The 18,759-nt window shown below is 69.5% G+C and carries 12 protein-coding genes; 1 reads left to right on the forward strand and 11 read right to left on the reverse strand.

Annotation, left to right across the window (positions count from 1 at the left end):
- Positions 1 to 28: 28 nt before the first annotated feature.
- The 9 genes from NWFMUON74_RS24815 to NWFMUON74_RS24855 form a co-directional block, all read right to left on the reverse strand.
- Complete coding sequence (locus NWFMUON74_RS24815; protein ID WP_232110583.1) at positions 29 to 940, reverse strand: ESX secretion-associated protein EspG; 912 nt, start codon at positions 938 to 940, stop codon at positions 29 to 31.
- Between the two features lie 5 nt (positions 941 to 945).
- Positions 946 to 1,260, reverse strand: coding sequence for a hypothetical protein (locus NWFMUON74_RS24820; RefSeq protein ID WP_187684190.1), 315 nt, complete (start codon positions 1,258 to 1,260; stop codon positions 946 to 948).
- 38 nt (positions 1,261 to 1,298) lie between these two features.
- Positions 1,299 to 1,682, reverse strand: a complete 384-nt coding sequence (locus tag NWFMUON74_RS24825; RefSeq protein ID WP_187684191.1) for a hypothetical protein — start codon at positions 1,680 to 1,682, stop codon at positions 1,299 to 1,301.
- Between the two features lie 42 nt (positions 1,683 to 1,724).
- Complete coding sequence (locus NWFMUON74_RS24830) at positions 1,725 to 3,053, reverse strand: PPE domain-containing protein (protein WP_187684192.1); 1,329 nt, start codon at positions 3,051 to 3,053, stop codon at positions 1,725 to 1,727.
- A gap of 59 nt (positions 3,054 to 3,112) precedes the next feature.
- The gene (locus NWFMUON74_RS24835) at positions 3,113 to 3,430 is read right to left on the reverse strand and encodes a PE domain-containing protein (protein WP_187684193.1); all 318 of its coding nucleotides are present in this window, start codon (positions 3,428 to 3,430) and stop codon (positions 3,113 to 3,115) included.
- A gap of 104 nt (positions 3,431 to 3,534) precedes the next feature.
- Positions 3,535 to 7,539 (reverse strand): type VII secretion protein EccCa, encoded by a 4,005-nt coding sequence (eccCa, locus tag NWFMUON74_RS24840; RefSeq protein ID WP_187684194.1) that lies wholly within the window; start codon positions 7,537 to 7,539, stop codon positions 3,535 to 3,537.
- Complete coding sequence (eccB, locus tag NWFMUON74_RS24845; protein WP_187684195.1) at positions 7,539 to 9,092, reverse strand: type VII secretion protein EccB; 1,554 nt, start codon at positions 9,090 to 9,092, stop codon at positions 7,539 to 7,541. Before eccB ends, eccCa begins: the two co-directional genes overlap by 1 nt.
- A 4-nt stretch (positions 9,093 to 9,096) precedes the next feature.
- On the reverse strand, positions 9,097 to 10,908 hold the full coding sequence (gene eccA / locus NWFMUON74_RS24850) for a type VII secretion AAA-ATPase EccA (protein ID WP_342212906.1): 1,812 nt from the start codon (positions 10,906 to 10,908) through the stop codon (positions 9,097 to 9,099).
- Positions 10,909 to 11,550: 642 nt separating this feature from the next.
- Positions 11,551 to 12,522 (reverse strand): C40 family peptidase, encoded by a 972-nt coding sequence (locus tag NWFMUON74_RS24855; protein ID WP_187684197.1) that lies wholly within the window; start codon positions 12,520 to 12,522, stop codon positions 11,551 to 11,553.
- A gap of 195 nt (positions 12,523 to 12,717) precedes the next feature.
- Between NWFMUON74_RS24855 and NWFMUON74_RS24860 the strand changes: the two genes are divergently transcribed.
- A complete protein-coding gene (locus NWFMUON74_RS24860; RefSeq protein WP_187684198.1) occupies positions 12,718 to 13,872 on the forward strand; it encodes a hypothetical protein in 1,155 nt (384 codons plus the stop codon).
- A gap of 332 nt (positions 13,873 to 14,204) precedes the next feature.
- On the opposite strand, the gene NWFMUON74_RS24865 is transcribed toward NWFMUON74_RS24860, so the two are convergent.
- Both NWFMUON74_RS24865 and NWFMUON74_RS24870 read right to left on the reverse strand, forming a co-directional pair.
- A complete protein-coding gene (locus NWFMUON74_RS24865) occupies positions 14,205 to 16,118 on the reverse strand; it encodes a type VII secretion target (protein ID WP_187684199.1) in 1,914 nt (637 codons plus the stop codon).
- Positions 16,119 to 16,195: 77 nt separating this feature from the next.
- On the reverse strand, positions 16,196 to 18,757 hold the full coding sequence (locus NWFMUON74_RS24870) for a hypothetical protein (RefSeq protein WP_187684200.1): 2,562 nt from the start codon (positions 18,755 to 18,757) through the stop codon (positions 16,196 to 16,198).
- Between the last annotated feature and the right edge of the window lie 2 nt (positions 18,758 to 18,759).

The following is an 18,759-nucleotide window of genomic DNA, read 5'->3' on the forward strand; positions in this document are numbered from 1 at the left end:
TCCCTCGTCCCTCTCGATCAGCCGGATGTCACCCGGTCCGGCTGGTAGCGAACCAGCTGCGGTTCGGCAGTAGTTCCACCAGGGCGGCGATCCCGGCCTGCAGCGCCGCGTCGTCGCCCGGAGAGTACGTCGCCCAGACCGTCCCGTCGACGGCGACGCTGGGGGTCACCACCACCCGACCGGACAAAGTATCCAGCACGGTCAAGGCATTGGCCGGGTCGGCCGTCCTGCCGTCGTGGTGCTCGATCATCACGACTTCGGCGCGCCGCGCCACCTCGTCGAAGACCCGGTCGAGCACGCCGGCGGTGTGCGGTTGTGCGCCCAACTCCAGCAGCGCCTGGCGACGCTGCTCCACTGGTTCGGCCTGCACCTCGGCGATCTGCTCCGAATTCGCGCGCATCGGCTCGAATCGCACCGGCGGGCAGGGGCCCAGCGCGGCGGTCAGAGCCGCGGTCAGGGTATCGAGCTGCTCTCCTTCCTGGAAGACCTCCTGGATCACGACGTGGTCGTCGTTACGCACCGCCAGCACGTGGGTCTCGCCGGAACGCACCAGCGACATCCGCAGCATGCCGGCCGGTTGACCGTCCAGGCCGGTGTCGAGCACCCGTACGGCCAATTCCGTATCCGGCCGGTACAGGCACTGCAGCCAATGCTCCACCGTAGGGTGAACACCGCCGCCGACGAGAATGCCCGCCTCAGCGAGCTGCCCGGCGACGACAGCGTTCACCCGATCCTGGTCCTCGATGCGGTACACGTTCGACACCAGGGCCAGCACCAGCGGATAGGAGTCGATGCCTACCATCCCCTGCAGGAGCAGGGCGGCATCGACGTTCAGGTCGATCGCGACCGGTTCGCCTTCTGCTCCCGGACCGGCCGTGTCGCCCTCCGGTTCCAGCCCCTCGTCTGCCGACAGGAATGCCGGGTGAACAGTCGACGACACGGTGATTACGACCTGCCGAGAGCCGCGAACCGGTTGCCTTCCTGAATGTCGACCTGGTTGATGTGCCCGCCGGAGTTGACGTTGGCGGAAACGGTCGAGTTCAGCTGCTTGACGGCACCGTCGTAGTTGGCCAGATCGGTGTTGAAGCTGGTCATGGTGGTCGAGTAACCGTCACCCATGGCGCCCTTGAGAACGGCCTCCAGGCCCTTCTGCAGGCCGCGCAGGCGCTCGGTGTTCTCCATCATCGCGGCGACCAGCTGGCCGATCGTGCCGGTGGCGATTTCCGCGGCACCGTAATCGACGTGAATAGGCTTCGTCATGAGAATTTCCTTCCTAGATACCTTCGGGATCGTTCGAGTCAGATGTTGAGGTTGAGCCGGTCGGCAGCGCTGCGGGCGGCGCTGTCGCTGACGAAACCGTCGTTCGCCCCGATACTGCCGTCTCCACCCATCTGGGCGTAGACCTTTGCCGCGGCGTCCATGTCACCCTCGTTGAAGGAGACGTGGTTCTTCTGCATCACGTCGACGATGCCCTGCAGATCCTTGGCCAGCTTCGTACCCTTTTCGTACGCGTCGGCCAGGGCCTTGTAGATTGCGTCACCCGTCTGGCCCTTGACGGCCACGTACAGCTCGTCCTGGGCGCTCGACATCGTGCGGAGGTGGGTTTCGAGTTCACCCATACCGACGAATGTGTTGTTCGCGGTCTCCCGGACCAGATCGGGATCTACGTCCGTAATGGCCATTACTGTTCCTCTCCATGAACCTGGATACTCGACCTCGGTGCGTTACCGGGGACGTTCTGACAGGGCTACGGGGGTGTCGTCCTCTTCGCGTTCGATCACGCCCACGGCCACTGCTTGTTCGGCCAAGTCGTCGCGGCGATCGCTGTCGGCATATTCGATGACGCCGACGATCGGAGGCTTCTCGAGCACCGGCACCTCCTCGAATTCGCCGGGTACGAACACCTTCGACTTCTTGTTCTCCTCCTTGTCCCGCCGACGGCGGCGCATCCGCGCCTCGGGGGCCGACACACCGCGGCGCGGTGCCCGGTTCGCCGCCGGTCCGACCGACGGCTCGCTCGCCACGGCGCCGAATGCGCGGCCCGCGCCGGGATTCCAGTTGGAGGGCATCCGGAATCCGGTCGATGCGCCCGACATCTGGCCGACGCCGCCGCTCAGCATGCCGAGCCCGACGAGACTGCCCATGCCGCCGTTCAATCCGGCCAGCGTGGTCGAATAGGGCGAGGTTCCGTAGAACCCCTGCTGATCCGCCGAGATGCCGTCGATCCCGTTGACCCCCGAATCCCCGCCCGTGCCACCGGAACTCATATCGGGTGCCAGCCGCTCGGCATCGGTCGGCGTGGTGGAATCCCCCGCCGGATCGGTGGGCCGCAGATCGGTCGGATCCTTGTCGCCGAGCGAGCCGAGATCATCGCCGTTGGGCGTGGGATCGTTCGTCCCGGTCGGCCCATCGGTCCCGGTCGGCCCGTTGGGCGGACCGCCCGGGTCGGTCGGTCCGGGCGGCGGGGTGCTGGGCGGGCCGGGCGGACCGGGCGGGTCGCCGATGTTCAGGTATTGCGTCGGGTCCGAACCGCCGCCGGTCACGATGGGCGGCGCGGTCAGCGGCGGCGGCAGCGCCGCCAGCGCCGGAACCACCTCGCCCGCATAACCACCCATCACTCCGGCGGCCGCGGCCCAGATGGCCATGTACTCCGCCTCCATGGCCACCAGGCCGGCCGCGGCGCCGGGCATCGTCGCCGCGGCGGCGAGCATGACCGTTTCGCGAGCGCGGAACGAGCTGAGCCAGGCGGCTACCGCCGACATCTCGCTCTGTGCCGCGGAGAACGCACCGGCCATGGTGTCCACGAGTGTCCCCGCCTCCGCGGCCACGGCGGCTTGTTCGCGCAGCCACGCCGCGTAATTGCGGAATGCACCCTGTGCATTACTCGAGGAGAGCCCCTGCCACGTCGTCGCCATTTCCGATGTCGAGCCGTCGAAAGTAGCGGCGGTGGCATTCAGCTGAGCCGCCGCCAAGGAGAACGTGGCCGAACTGATCAGTGTCGTGAATACGCCCGGGCCGCCGAGCAGACGCAGAATATTGATTTCCGGTGGCATAGCACCGAAAGCAAGTGGCATCGCCATGGCAGAGACTTCCGCGTGGAAGGGATTGAAACCTACGGTCCGATGGCCGCGCCCTTGGCCTGTACGGCCTCACCACTCAGGATGTCGCTGCCGGAGTAGGACTGCCCGACCACGGGCAAGGTCACCGCGCCGGTGGCGCCCAGCTCGATGCCCTGCGCGGTCACGCCGAAGACGGATTCCGCATAGGGCGCCAGGACCTGGGTGATAAGCAGGCTGACATCGTCCAAACCCGGTGGGAACGGCACGGCCGATGGCGCCGCCGCCAGCATCGACTCCATCATCGCGGTGGCGTTGACACCCAACCGAGTACCGATGCTGCTGAGATGGTCGCTATCTACCTGGAGATACATGGAAGTCTCCTAACAACTGACGCCGACTCTTGTCGAGCGGTACAGAAAGAACGCTAAGGCATCCCCAATCTTGGGAACACGGCCCCGACCGGCCGGTCCGCTACTCATTCCGCGTGCGTGGGCACGGCGCCCTGCACCAGGTCGCGGCGGGACAGCAGCGGCTCGACGAAGATGCCGCGGCCCACCGGTTGCTTCGACGGCCGCACGTCGCCGATCAGCATGCCGTCCATCTTGGTGCCGTCCATGATGAGCCCGGAGCAGTTGAGGTTCTTGACCTGGCCCAGCACGCTGTCGTACAGCGCCATGTCGGCCTGCGCGATATTCCGCGCCGCGATGAAGTGGAATCCGGTATCGCGGCCGTCGACGATCAGATCCTTCAACGAGTCCAGCGGATTCATCGCGCCGCGCTGCACCACCATGTGATAGTCGTCCACCACGACGAAGATTTCCGGACCGCTCCACCACGAACGATCCCGCAATTGCTGGGGCGTGACATTATCGGGCGGGCGGCGTTCGCGCATCTTGCGGGCGAATACCGGCAGGGCCTCGATCAGATCGCGTTCGCTGGTCAGATATCCGACCAATTGTTCCTGCGGAACGGCCTCCATGTGCTGGCGGCGGTAGTCGACCAGCAATACGCGTGCCTGATCGACCGTGAAACGCGTCCGAATCGATTCCAGCAGCGACGCCAGGACCGTCGATTTACCGCAACCGGACGAGCCCAGAATCGCCAGGTGCGGCGAGTTGCCGAAATCGATCGTGGCGGGCCCGAGATCGGATTCCCGGACACCGAACGGCACGACGAGACGCTGTGCCAGGGTGGTCGGCTGCGGAATGTTCGCGAGGATCTCGGTCAGGGCGATCCGGTCCGGCAGCAGTTTCACCGGCGGTGCTTCGCGTCCGGCGTACCTGGTGTTCAGCTCGGTGATCGCGCCCGCCACCCCGGCCGCGGCCGTGTCGGCGTTCCCGTCTCCGTCGATGCGCGGCAGCGCGGTGAGCATGTGCAGGCCCTCGCTCGAGATGCAGCGGCCGGGCCGGTCCGGCGGGATCGCGGTGACGATGGCGCGGTGGGAGGTGAAGACGGTGTCGGTGAGGTCGCCGAGCCGCAACTCCAGCCGGGTCTGCAGCATGTCCTTGATGTTCGGCCGGATGGCGGCCCAGCGGGAGCTGCTGGCGACCAGGTGGATGCCGTAGTTCAGGCCCTGGACCGCGATCGATTCCATGATCGGCATGTATTCGTCGTAGAACGGCCCGTTGACCGAGAAGCCGATATCCCAGCCGTCGATCACGACGAACACGTCGCCGTGCAGGTCGCCCCGCGCGGTCAGTTCCGCCGATTCGCCCGGCGAGCTGCGGCGGCGGCGGAACTCGCGCATGGAATCGATATCCAGTTCGCTGAACAACGCCTGCCGGCTGGCGAGCAGGTTCGTGATCAGCGCGAAGGTACGCCGGATGCGGTCGATGTCGCGGCCCTGCGCGACCGAGCCGACATGCGGCAGGTTGCGCATCGCGGTGAGGCCGCCGGAGAAATCCAGGCAGTAGAACTGCACCTGTTCGGGCGTGTGCGTCAGCGCGGTCGACATGATCATCGTCTGCAACGCGGTCGACTTGCCCGACTGCGGGCCGCCGACGACGGCCATGTGCCCACCGGCCCCCGACAGATCCACCGACCAGACGTCCTGCCGCTGCTGGCGCGGCTTGTCCACGATCGCCATCGGAACCTGCAGCGTGCCCGCCTGTACCGAGGGCACCAGCTTGTCCAGCGTGGGCGGGACGTTCAGCGGCGGCAGCCACATCTTGTGCGCGGGCCGGCCGATGCCCGCGAACTGCTGCAGCGCCGTCTCCATCAATGTCACCGGCTCGGCGTCGTGCGTCTCCGGATCCGGCGCCACCGCCTCCTGCTCGATGATCGGCTGCGGCTGGACGTCGATGATGTGCGCGGCGGTGAACTGCTGCGGCGGGCGATAACCACCGCCGGCGCGGCGGGCCCGCCGGACCGAGGCCGCCGAGGTCTGTGCGGGCGCCACGTACGGCGAGCCCACGTACGCGGCCTGGAACCGCTGCAACTCACCCGCACCCACCCGCAGATACCCGGCGCCGGGCTTCTTGGGCAGATGGTAGGCGTCGGCGGTGCCGATCGCGTCGCGCGAGTCGCTGGTCTGGTTGGTACGCAACGCGACCCGGTAGGACAGGTGCGCCTCCAGCTCACCCATCCGGTTGGCCGGAACCTTCTGCGAGGCCAGCAACAGGTGGATCCGCAGCGAGCGGCCCAACCGGCCGATCGCGACGAACAGCTTCGAGAAACTCGGGTACTGCTCGAGCAGCTCGGCGAACTCGTCGAGAATCACCAGCAGCGTCGGCAACGGTGGCAGCCGGGCACCCTGCTCGCGGGCCCGCTCGTAATCGGCCACGCTGGCGAAGTTCCCCGCGTCGCGCAGAATCCGCTGGCGCCGGGCCATCTCGCCGTTGAGCACGTCCTCCATACGAGTGACGAGGTCGGCTTCCTCCTCCATGTTGGTGACCACCGCCGTGACGTGGTGCAACCGATCGAACCCGAGGAAGGTAGCGCCACCCTTGAAGTCCACCAGCAGCAGATTGAGCACATCCGGCGAATGCGTCGCGATCGCCGAAAGCACCAGCGTCCGAAGGAATTCCGACTTACCCGAACCGGTCGCGCCGATGCACATGCCGTGCGGGCCCATGCCCTCCTCGGCGGATTCCTTGATATCGAGATACACCACCCCGCCCGCCGGATCATGCCCGAACGGGATGTTCAGCCGCGCGCGGTCGGAGTCGCTGCGCTGCACCCAATGCCGCTCCACCCGGATCGCGCCCGGGTCCGGGATACCGACCATCTCCTCCCACGACGTCCCACCGCTGGACTGCTCGGCGACCACCGCCTCCACCACGGTCGAGAGCCGATACGGCGACACACTGCGAGCCAGCGCCGTCATCGCGGGCACCGACATGACATCGGCCGTCCCGACCTTGCGGGTGCCCCGGCTGTTCACCTCGAACAGCGTCCGATCGGCATCGACGGTGAACCGCAGCGACCGCGGCAGCACCTGCTCCACCGGACCCAGCCGCAACCAGGTACAACCGTCGATACCCGAAATATCGCGGTCGCTCACCCCCGCGCCCATATCGACGACCAGCAGGAAGTGCTTACGGTCCGCGCTGGGTTCACTGTTGGCCGAGAACGGCCCCCGGTTCAGACCCACGAGAACCTTCGCCCGCAACTCCGCCACATTGCGATAGATCATCCGGCTCGACCCGATCGCGTCGGTATCACTGGGATGCTGGGTATGCGGCAACCACTTCAGCCACGACCACTGCGGCGCATCCGGATCCGACAACACCGCGGCCACCGCGACCTGGTCCGGTCCGTGCGTCACCACGATCTCCGCGAGCATCGCGCGAACCAGCCCGTACACCTCCTCCGCCCCGTCGAACGCCACCAGCGGCGCGGACAGCAGATTGATCGCCACCGGCATCCCGCCGACGGTCGAATACGCCTTCGCGAACCGCGTCAACTCGACCACACCGACCGGATCCAGATCCGAGGTCGGCGCCGCCTCGGGCACGATCACCCGCACCTGATTGGCGATCCGGCCCCGCCCCACCCGCGCGCGCAAGAACTGCGGACTGGCGACCTGAACCTCCCACATCCGAGTCGTGCCGACCAGCCGCGACAACCCGTCCGGGCCCGGATGAGTATGGCGCAGATAGGTATACAACTCGGTCTCGGCCGTATGCACCGACTTCCGGTTGTCGGCCAAGCTGCGCAGATAGTCCTTACGCTCCTCGTTCAGACTCGCCGAATTCGAGCCACCCCCGGCCGCCCCGCCCAGCATGCCGAACATCGACCCCAGCATCATCATCGGGAAGAACAACATCATCGGTGACAACTGCCCGCCGTTGCGGAACATCATCACCATCATCCCGACCATGGCCGCCACCATGACCACCGGCATGATCATCCGCAGCCGCGACGCGGGCACCGGCTTCGGCAACTCCGTCGGCGGCTGCAAACGCAACTCCGTAACCGCCGGCGCCTTCGGACCCCGCACCATGCGGGCCGGTCGCACGAAGCGACGGGTGCTGCTCATTACCCTCCACCTCCGAGCCCGACCGCGGCGACATCGGGTGCGATGGCGTCGTGCGCGATCTTCGCCTCCTCCTGCGACAGCGCGGGGCCGGGAGCGAACAGCGACACGATGCTCCACGGTGCCAGCACCGGGTTCTGCAACGCGAGCGAGCGCAGCGTCTGGTCCCCGCCGCCGGGCGATTCGAGCTTCACGTTGATCCCGTAGCGAACGCCGCTGTCGGAGATCCAGAACAGCGATTCGCGGCGCGGCGACACCGGATCCGCGCCCGTCACCTGGACGAAGCGACCGCTGCCGCGGGGCAGGTACGCCGCGTCGGCGGTGGCGCCGCCGGAGAACGGCGCGGTCACCAGCGGGGCGGGCCGGTTCTGTTCGTCGGCGCTCAGCGGCAACCGCCGTCCGACCACGAGTTCGGTCAGCGCGTTCGCGTCGTTGCCGGTCTTGGACCAGTGGTAGCAGGTGACCGCGGATTTCTCGGGATCGACCAGGCGCACGGGGCGATCCGGGAAGTTCTGGGTGCCCGGCCAGATGCCCGGCCGCAGATTCGCGGCGATCACGTCCGGCCCGACCGTCCGGCTGCCGGCGATGCCCTGCGAGTCGGCGTTGCGGATCATCGCCGCCACCACCGAGCTGATCTGGACCACTCCCGATCGCGAGACGACGTAGTACGCCGCGCCGCGATCGGGCAGCGACACCGTCAGCACCGCACCGATCGGCACGGTCAGCCCGGTGACCAGCGTGACGGTCGAGCCCGCCTCGGGAATCTGCGGTACCCGCAGCGGCGCGGTCTCGGGAACGCTCTTGACCAGGCCGGGGGACGCGGGCATCACCGGTGCCGTGGCATCGATGCCCAGCGCCAGGGCCACCGCGGAATCACCCGGATCGATCGCGGCCCGCACCACGCCGGAACCCTTGCGGTAGACCAGCCAGGTGGTGTTGCCGTCGCGCAGCAGCCGGGCCTCGCCCTCGCCCAGCAGCCGGGTGCTGTCGCCGTCGATGGTCAGGGTGGTGCCGATGGCCGTGGTGCGCACCGGCGATTTGGCCCGCGTCGGCAGACCGGTCTGCTGGTTGATGGGCGCGGACGCACCGATCTGCACGGCGTCGCACACCGCCCAGGACGAGGTGCTGCCGCCGCTGTCCACCATGTTGCCGGGCGCGCCGGGGATGCCCACCGTCGGACCCTTCGCGTACTTCTCCAGTTCGTCGCGCGAGACCGGGACCGGATTGTCGGGCGAACCGACGATCAGCCGGGCGGAGGAGAGGTTCAACGCCGGGAACAACCGGTCGCCCAGGTGGACGAACAGCGCGCCGGAATCCTTGTCCGACACGATCTTCGCCTCATCGACGTGTTTCGCGGGTTTGAAGAACGCCATCACCGCCGCACCGGCCACGGCTACGCAGGCCAGCGCGACGCCGACCGCCAGGGCCGTGGACCGGCCGCGTTGCGGGTCGTCGATCATCGAGGCGTCGCGCCGCACCAGAGCGTGCTCGATCCGGCGCAGCAGGAACCGCCAGCCCGAGATCTGGTGCTTGGTCACCACCCGGAAACGCGCCACGGCGTCAGCTCGTCGTCGTCGGTGCCAAACCGGCCAGCGCGGCGCTGATGTCGAAGGCGTCGATCGTCATCAACTCTTCGTTGGTCATCGAAGCGACATCGACGTTGTCGCGGGTGAACCGGTAGTCGCGCTCCGCCTCTGCCGACTCGACCACATTGCGCACGAAGCGCCCGTTGCCGGCGAGGTCGATGAGCCGCCGGCCCTTGCGGGTCTGCTCGGACAACTGCTCGCAGCGATCCCGCAGCACACCCCGCGCCTGCTCGGACAACAGCGAATCCTTCTTGCGGGCAATGTGATCGGCGATCTGAACCAGTTCGTCCGCGCTGTAGCTGGAGAACCGGATCCGCTTGGTGAACCGGGACGCCAGACCGTCGTTGGAGGACAGGAAGCGGTCGATCTCGTCCTCGTATCCGGCGATGATCACGACCAGTTTGTCGCGGTCGTTCTCCATCCGCGCCAGCAGCGTGTCGACGGCTTCCTTACCGAACGCGTCACCGCCGGACAGGCCCTCCTGGATCAGGGTGTAGGCCTCGTCGATGAACAGCACGCCGCCGAGCGCGGAGTCGATGAGCGCGTTGGTCTTCGGTGCCGTGTGCCCGAGGTGGGTGCCGACCATGTCGTTGCGCGAGACCTCCACGACCTCCGCGTTCTCGACGACGCCGAGCCCGGCGAGGATCTTGGCGATGACCCGGGCGATGGTGGTCTTGCCGGTGCCCGGCGGGCCGGAGAAGATCAGGTGCTGCGAACGCCCTTCGACGGCGAGGCCGCGCCGGGCGCGGACCTGATCCATCAGCACGCCGGACTTCAGCCGGTCGACCTGCTCCTTGACCGAGTCCATACCGATCTGGGACTGGAGTATCTCCGACGCCTCGGCCAGCAGCGCCTCGCGTTCCTTGCGGGCCTCGCTGGCGGCGGCCTCGGTCGGGTCGTCGCCGGACTTGGGGTCCCACTTGTCGCGGCGGGACGCGAGCAGCGCCGGTGTGGTGACCTCGAGCCGGTACGCCTTGTCGCGCACCGCGCGCTGCCACTCCTCGCGCTCGGGCCACAGCGAGGACCCCTGCAGGCCCTTGAGGACCCGTTCGGACGCCTCGTGATCGCCGGTGTGCCGCAACAGCATTCCGAGCAGGAAGTGCGCGTCGGCCCAGATGTAGGACAGGTTTCCCGAGGAGCTGTCCTCGACGATCCGCTGCGCCCGCGGCATCGCCTCGCCGAACCGGCCGAGGTGGGTCAGCGCTTGGGCGGCCATCAGCTCGGCGGCGATGTCGAGCAGCCCGTCGTCCAGCATCGGCCGCTCCGACCGGGCACTGAGCACGTCGGTCCACCGGGCGGTGCGGAAGTACAGCGACATCCGCACGAACGCGGACACGTCGTCGCGGGGCACCTCGTCGAGGATCGACTCGGCCTCCTGCCATTCGCCGGCCTCGGCGTAGGAGCATGCCTGGGCGATCGCTATCTGATCGCGGTCGGCCATCGCCACGCGTAGCCCGTACATCCCGATCTCGACCTGGCACCACAGCGAACGGTCGACCAGACCCGCCCGCTGCTGATCGCGATACAGGTTGTGCACGGAGCGATAGGCGCCGTAGATCACCTCGGAGGTGACCTCACCCGCCATCGCGCGACCCAGCCAGGCATCGCACATATCCGGATCTAGATCGGTTGCCGCCCGGAAGGCCGCTGTTGCCTGTGCTTCATTGCGCACGCCCCCGGCGACCAACCCCAAAGATTGAACACCTGTGTAGAACGCGTCCTCGGCCGCTGACACCTGGACTTCCCTTTCGCCATGTCGCCTGACCGAACGATAGACACACCGCACTCGGCGACCACGAATAAACCTTCCCAGATTTGAGAAGGGACGACCCGCGGCCACCAAGTTAACTGCCGGTGGACAGAAAATTATAACGTTATTGAACGGCCCATTATATAACGATAGTATCCGACCGGGTCGCGCCTTCCCACCAATCCTCACGGTGCGACCCCACGACAGCGGCCGGTGAGCAATCCCCTCCCGGCCGCTGTCAGCGTCCCGCCCGGTTGTCAGCAAGTTTCATGGACCCGCTCGACACGCCCGGCAATCATTCGATGATCCGTCAGCGATACCGCCCCACCTGCGCAAACGGATTGTCAGAAGATTTCCACGTTCCACTATTGAATGAGCCGTTATTTAGCGGTACATTGATCTCAGGGTCAACAGTTCCTCATCCTGGTGACCCTCTCCGGGCCGGCGGCCCGGTGGCCGCGATCCGGCCGCCAGCCGCCGCGAAGGATGGTAGTTCCCTCTATGTTGCTGTCGGACCCCCTCATCCCGACAGCTTCGCCGCACTGTGGCCGGAGGGCCGGTAACCGCCGGCCACAGTGCGGCAATCTGCCGCTCCGAGCGCGGGTTCGCGCTCGATTCTCCGGCTCACATCACCCGCACGGCTCACATCACCCGCACAGCTCACATCACCCGCACAGCTCACATCACCCGCACGACGACCGCGTCGCTGGGCATCCGCGACCAACGCACCGTCGATCCCGAGTGCGGCGCCTCGATGACCATGCCGCCGCCGGCCGCCAGTTGCACATGCTCCGGCCCCCGCACGCTGAACGAACTGGCCGGGAACACCAGATCGCCGGGCCGCACGTCCTGCGGGGGAATCCGGACGCCGCTGTAGATCTGCTCGTAGGTCGTGCGCGGCAGGTGCACGCGGCCGTCGGTGGCCTCCGCGACGGCGTACTGCGTGAGACCCGAGCAGTCGAACCCGCCGCCGGTGGGACCGCCGACACCGCCGCCGCCCCAGATGTAGGGCGTGCCCAGCCACGCGCTCGCGGCCTGCACGGCATTGCCGCCGGCCGTGCCGTCGGAGGGGATCGGCTTGCCCATGCGTGGCAGCCGGGTGGGGCCGTGCGCCGCGGACGGCGTCGCCCGCGACCGCCGCCGGCGCCGCCGCCGCGTCGGCGTAGCCGCATGGCGCTGGCGCTGTTTGGGCATCGGTGGCGGCGAGATCTGCGCGGCCTGCCGCTGTGCCGCGGCGACATCGGCATCGACCTGCCGGGTAGCGCCGGTGATCGTCTGGTGCGCCACGTCGAGCATCGCGGGGCCGCTGAAGCGCGAGTCGCCGATCGAGGCGATCGCCCGCAACCGGGCCTGCAGGTCGGAGATCTGGTTACTGATGTGGTTGCGGCCGTTGACCGTATCGTTGCCCGCCGTCCCGACGGCCTGATGGACGACGCCGTCCTTGTCCGCGTGCGTGGCCACCACCGAGGCCTGCATGGCTCGCGAGTCGGCGTAGCCGTTGGTGCCCGCGCCGCGATGGCCGTTGGCCATGTTCTCCGCGAGATCGCGCAGCGCGGCGGCCTGCGTGGCCGGGTTGGGCTGCCCCGTGCCGTAGAGACCCAGCAGGTTGCGCAGGACCGAGTCCACATCGTCTGTCAGTGCCGGCGCCATACGACCTCGCCATCGTTCATCACCGACTGCCTTTCAATGTTTCGGGCCAGCACACTGCACCGGCGCGAATCACGCGGAATGCGCACGCAGAAGTTGTCAACGACTATGCGCTATAGCATCTCCCGATCGAAACGCCTCTCCTTCCCAGTCGCGGGAAGAAGTAACAATGGGTAGGGAATTCGAGGAGGCGAAGGTATGACGGCGAGTACTGCGGACTCCGGTCTCGGCAACCCGTTGTCGTTTCTCACGGGCGCGTCGAACACCGTATCCGGCACCGGCCCCGCCGGTTCGGCGCAGTTCGCCTCCCTGCTCGGCGGCACCCCGCCCATGCTGAAGTCCGTCGAAACCACCGCGACCGATGTGACCGACAGCGAATACGGTGTGGGCAAGCATTATTGGACGGTCAAGCTGCATCGGCCCGCCGGTGCCTCGGCCGGGCTGAAGGCCGTCATCCAGCTCGCCGAGACCGCCATCCAGACCGCGGTCGACCTCCTCGGCCGCGGCACCCCGGTGCTGCCGCCCAAGGTGGACGACCTGTTGAAGCCCGCGGTGTACGAGGACCTCGGCGAGGGCAAGGCATCCGAGGAGTACACCGAGGCCTTCGAGAAGGTCCAGAAGCGGCAGAAGGCTCTGGTGGGCCTGGACGACGAGGTGGTGAAGGCGGCGATCGTCGTCGCCGACGGCAAGGACAAGACCCTCGCCGCGATCAAGAACATCGTCAAGGCCCTCAACGCGAAACTCGAGGCGGTGGGCGGCGGCAAGCTCAAGGCCGCCCAGGAGCAGCAGCTCATGACGTTGATCGCCCGCGCGGTGGAGGCGGTCTACAAGCTGGTCAACGCGGCGGCGGAGGTCAACGACGAGGTCGCGGGCGGCTCCGAGGGCGCCGCGCAGGGCGCCTCCCAGGCCGGTGGCGGCGCCGGAGGCGGGGACGCCGGTTCGCTGGCCTCCCTGCTCCCGATGCTGGCGATGATCCCGATGGGGCTGATCTCGATGGCGCCCGCGGCGATCGACATGGCCCAGAAGTTCAACGAGAAGCAGCAGGAACAGGCCGCCGGCGGACCTCCCCCGGGCGACCCGAACGCGGCCCCCGGCGCCCCCGACGCGGCCCTCGCGGCCGCGCCTCCCGGCGACCCGACCGCGCAGCCACCGGCAGGCGCCGCCCCGCCGGCGGGCACCGAGAACAACTCGACCGGCGCCGCCGTCCTGCCTACCACCGGCCCCCTGCGCGCCCGCCGCGACCGCCCGGCCGGAAACAACCCCGCGGCCCCCGACAAGCCCGCCGAGGACCCGGAACACCCGGACACGGGCGACGACGGCACCGCCGTGGCCGGTGCCCAGATCATCACCTGATCACCAACCGAAAGCGCTGCATCCCAAGGCTTTCCGGCGCGTCACCCACACCTGCCTACGCCACGTCTGCGTAGTGCGCTGCACCGCAACGACTTCACCGCATCCTTGCCCCGCAGCACATCTCCGCAGTCCGGCCATCGACCGTACGCCATCTCGCCCGGCCCGACCGGGTGTCTCGGCCGATACGGTGTGCTTTCGGCCGGAACACCAAGGCGGACCATGGGTTCCGGCCTGGTGCACGCCGGGATGGCAAGATCTCGTGCAGCGCCGAGGTGGGAGCCAGAGGCAGGCCGGGTCGAGACCCCGTCCTCAGAGCGAGGACGGGGCGCTGGTCACGACTGGTTCTGCGGGCCACCCGGGGGCGGCGTGGCAGGTGGTGTGACGGCGACCGTCGGGGCGGAAACCGGCGGCGGGGCCGAAACCTGACCCCCGGGCGCGACGACCGAGGTCGGCGGGGCAGCCGGGCGGACGACGCGCTCGTCCACGGCGGTGGCGACCGCCGCGGGGGCCGCGACGAACTGCGGATGCTCGACGATCTGGGCGTGCGCGTAGACGGCGTCGCGGAGTTGCTGGCGGGTCGGCTCGTCGGCCAGCAGCAGCGCGAGTTCGTTGCATCGCCGCTCGAAGACCATGGCCCGCAGGGCCGGATTGTCGTCCACCCGCAGGGCACCCGGCTCCACGCGGCCCACGTCCACCCGCCGCGACAGCATCGCCGCGGCCAGCAGGTCGTCGGCGTCGCGCAGTTCCCGCCACAAGGCCGCAGGGACCTCCTGCCCGTTCTGCAGCAGGCCGATGATGCGCTGGCGCACCCCGCGCGACAGCGCCGCCTCCGCGGGCGTCGTGCCCGCCCGGCCGACCTGCGCGTGCGCGTCGGTGGCCAGGTCGAGACAGGTGGCGCGCACCCGGTTGTCCGGGACCGAGGCGACGTGTTGCAGCGCCGCCGCCGACCCGGTGAGACCGAGCCGGTCGGCCGTGTCCACGGTGAACGCCCGCAGATCGAGATCGTCCGACGGGCCGACCAGGCCCTCCATCGGCACGTCGGCGAACCGGCTGCGCAGGCTCGGGTCCAAGGGTCCGGACGACACCAGCGCGCTCAGCCGGGCACCGGCCTTCGGACCCCAGGCCAGGCCGAACTCGACCAGGATGCGCGCCGGGTCCGACACACCCTCCCAGGGCGATCCGTCCTCCTCGGCATCGGACAGCACCTCGTCCCACGACCAGGGCGTGGACACCTCCTGCGGCAGGAACACACCGGGCGGCAACCACCCCCGACCCTCGTTGGAGGTGATGAACACGCCCGTACCGGCCGGTCCGCGCAGCACCGCGACGGCCCAGTGCAGGCCCACGGCGGTGGTGTCGGCGGCGGCCAGCACTCCACCGAGCAGTGTCTTGGCGAGCACCAGATCCTCGTCGACCGCGTCACCGACCACGTAGGCCGGCTCGGCCGCCTCGTCCTTGGCCTTCGCCACCGCTGCCGCGAACGGCGTGACCACCGGCATCGGCGGGACATCGGACCGCGCCCCGGAGGACTGCACGCCGGACCGCTCGTCGAACGATCCGCCGCCCGGCCCGCCACCCGGTCCGCCGCTGGGGCCACCCGGCGGGATCGAACCGACCGGCGGCACCACCGAACTCGCCGGTGCGGTACTCGTGGCACCCGGACCACCGGACGATGCCGCCGCCGGGACGCTGCCCGGCCCGGCGGTGTCGGCTCCGGTCACGCCGGACCCTGGGCGGCCGTTGTCGGTCCCCGCCGGACCGCCTTCCGGTCCGGACGGACCGGAAGGTCCGGCGCCGTTCGGCCCGGTGCCGGTCGACGGCCCGCCTGCCGGACCACCCGGCGGCGTGCCCGCGGGCCCACCTCCCGGCGGGCCGGAGGGCGGCGTGGTACCCGGGCCACCGGGCGTCACCTGGGGCATCGGCTGCGGGTTGACGTTGTCGCCCGCCAACTTGATGTCGCGGCTGCCGTCCTGGTCGGCGCGCTCGTAGGCGAGCGCGGCCTCGCGCAGCGAATTCGCGGTGTACTGGTGTTCGTCGGCGAGCGCGTTACCTGCGCGTTCGCGCGCGGTGTAATACCGCACCAGCGCCTGATGCACCGGATGCGCGATTTTTCCGTACGTCTCGGGGAAGGCGTTGAGCCAATCCGACGGCGGCTGCGCCCATTTCCGAGTGTCGTCGGCGATGCCGTCGTGCTTTTCTGCCAGCTGACGCAACAAGTCGGGATCGATGTACACGTTGTCCGGCATGTCGTATCAGATCCTTTCCCAGCACCGACGTGCTCATTGTCGCGTCTTCCCAGCAGTGGCAGGAGTTTGTCGCCGCGTTATCGCCGCCGATCCGGGCCGGTACTGATGGCAGCGCGCTGTCGTGCCGCCGCCTGATCCGCGGCGGCCGCGGCCATCCGCCCGAACAATGGATGGTCGACAATCTGCCCGTGCGCATACACCGTGTCGCGCAGCGTCTGCCGGGTCGGGTCCTGCGCCAGCAACAGCACGGTTTCGTTGCAGCGCCGTTCGAACGCCAGGGCGCGCACCGCCGCCGTGCCGGAGACCGAGCGTGGATCGGAATCCTCGTTCCGCAACTGCCCGACCGCGATTCGCGACACGTCGGCACGCAGCGGCAGGACCGAGGCCGCCATCAGATCGTCGGTATCGCGCAGCTCTTCCCACCACTCCGCCGCCACCGGCCGGCCGTGCTGCATCGCCCCCAGAATCCGTTCCCGCAGCGCGGGCGCGCCCAGTGTCGCGGGATTGCCCGCGTTCATCTTGGCCACCCGGATATGCGCGTCGACGGCGAGTTCGAGACAGCGGCCCCGCAGCCGCTCCGGCCGCACACCCGCCACCTGATCCAGCAGTCGCGGGGCGCCGACCAGGCCGAGCCGGTCCTCCAAACCGCTCGCGGGAGCGGAGTAATCCATCGTCGGCGCGGCCTGGACCGAACCCTCGGCCGCGATGTCACCGAGCTGGCGCAGCATGTCGGCATCGATCGGCTCGGAGGACACGAGCGCCGACAGCCCCGCACCGGATTTCACGCCCCATGCCGCCGCGAACTCGACCAGGATCCGGGCGGGGTCGGCCAGGCCCTCCCATGGCGCCTGCTCCGATACCGACCACGTCCACGGGGTCGACAGCTCCCGGGGCAGGAAGACCCCGGCGGGCAGCCATCCCCGGCCCTCGTTGGAGGTCACGAACGCGCTGACCCCGCCGGAATGCCGCATCACCGATACGGCCCACGACACGCCCAGCGCCGTGGACTCGGCCGCAGCGAGCAGGCTGCTCAGCAGCGACCGCGCCAGCACCAGGTCGCCGTTCACCCGCTCCCCGACGACGAACGACGGGCCCGAGGCCGCGATCATCGCGAAACCGACCGCCTCCCTGAGCTTTTCGTGCCCGTCCGCGGCATCCGCGGGGGCCGCCGCGGCGTCCACGCGACGGTCCTCGGCGCCGGTCCTGTCGGGCGGTTGCGGGCGCACGGGCGTCGGCTTGCCCGCCGCGGTCGACGCGCTCGCGGGCGGCGGTGCGGACCCGGCCGGTACCTTCGGTCCGCCCGGGGTCGACTTCGAATCGACCGGCGGCGGCGCCTTCACCTCCGGCGCGGACACCGACCGAGCCCGATCCGGCGGCCCGCCCGGCGCGGCGGCGGTCGGACCCGGCCGGGACGTGGCCGTGCCCGCCTGCGTGACGGTGCCGGGCGTCGTCGTCTGCGCGGGCACGACACCCATCGGCGTGCCGAACGGCATCGCCGGGTTCGCCGCATCGGCCGGGGTGACGTTGCCGGACACGGTGTTTCGAGTGGAGGTGGATGCGGGGTCGGCTCCATCGGCGTGCTCCCCGGCCGCCGAGTCGGACGTGCCGGTCCGGCCGTGCACCGGAGGCCCCGGATCGTCCAGTGCCGGCTGCGGCCCGTCACCGTGGCCGCTGTCACCGTGGCCGCTGTCGGCGTGCGAGGGCCCCGCCGAGGTCGCGGGCCCGGCCGGGGCGTAACCGGGAGCGGAACCGGTGGGCGCCGCCGACACCGGGCTCGGCCCGGCCGACACCGGCGGCGCGGCGGGCGGGGCGTCCGAGGGCCCGTTCGGGTCGCCGATGGGCGCGTGCGGCCCCGGCGGGAAACCCGGCAGGTGCGGCAGCAGCGGCCGCCCGTCCGGCCCCACCGGTCCGTCGGGACCCCACTGAATCGGAAGCGGGAACGGGAGATTCGGCCGATCGAGCGGCGTGTCGCCGGGCCCGCCGGGCCCTGGTCCGCCCGGCCCCGGACCGGTCGGCCCGGTGTGCGGTCCCCCGGGCGCGTCGGGGTGGCCGGGTCCCCAGTGGCCGGGCGGGCCCGAATGCCCCGGGCCTCCGGTCGTCCACGGTCCCGGCAGTCCGAGCGCCTCGGCGATCAACGACAGTTCGGGCAGCCCGTTGGGTCCGAGTTCCTGCAGCGACAAGGCGACCCGTTCGTCGACGGCCCGCCGCGCGTTGTCGATGATGCCGGCGACCCGCCGGGCTTCCTCGTCGGAGTTGTCGCCGTCGCCGTCGGTGTCCTCGGCTCTGCCGTTGCCGATCGCGCGGGTGGCCTCGTCGACGATGTCGAGAATCTTGTTCCGGGTCCGATACACCAGATCGGACATGCGCCCATAGGTGTCGGCCGCGGCGACCAGCGCGTCGACGAACGCCTGCGGCGTGCCGACCTGGGCGAGCATGTCCCGCTTGACCGGCTCCAGCCCGTGGCTGGCGCGCACCCGCTCGTCGAACGCGCGGCGGGCGCGCTCGGCCTCCTGCGGGTCGATCGCGGCGGCGCCGTCGCGGGCCTTCGTCTCGAGGCCGTGCCAGTCGCCCGGCGAGATCACCGGCCAGTTGTTCTGGACGATCGCGCCCCAATACGGGCTGTTCCGCTCCGGCTCCATCC

It is taken from the genome of Nocardia wallacei, from assembly GCF_014466955.1.
In the GTDB taxonomy this organism is placed as follows: domain Bacteria; phylum Actinomycetota; class Actinomycetes; order Mycobacteriales; family Mycobacteriaceae; genus Nocardia; species Nocardia wallacei.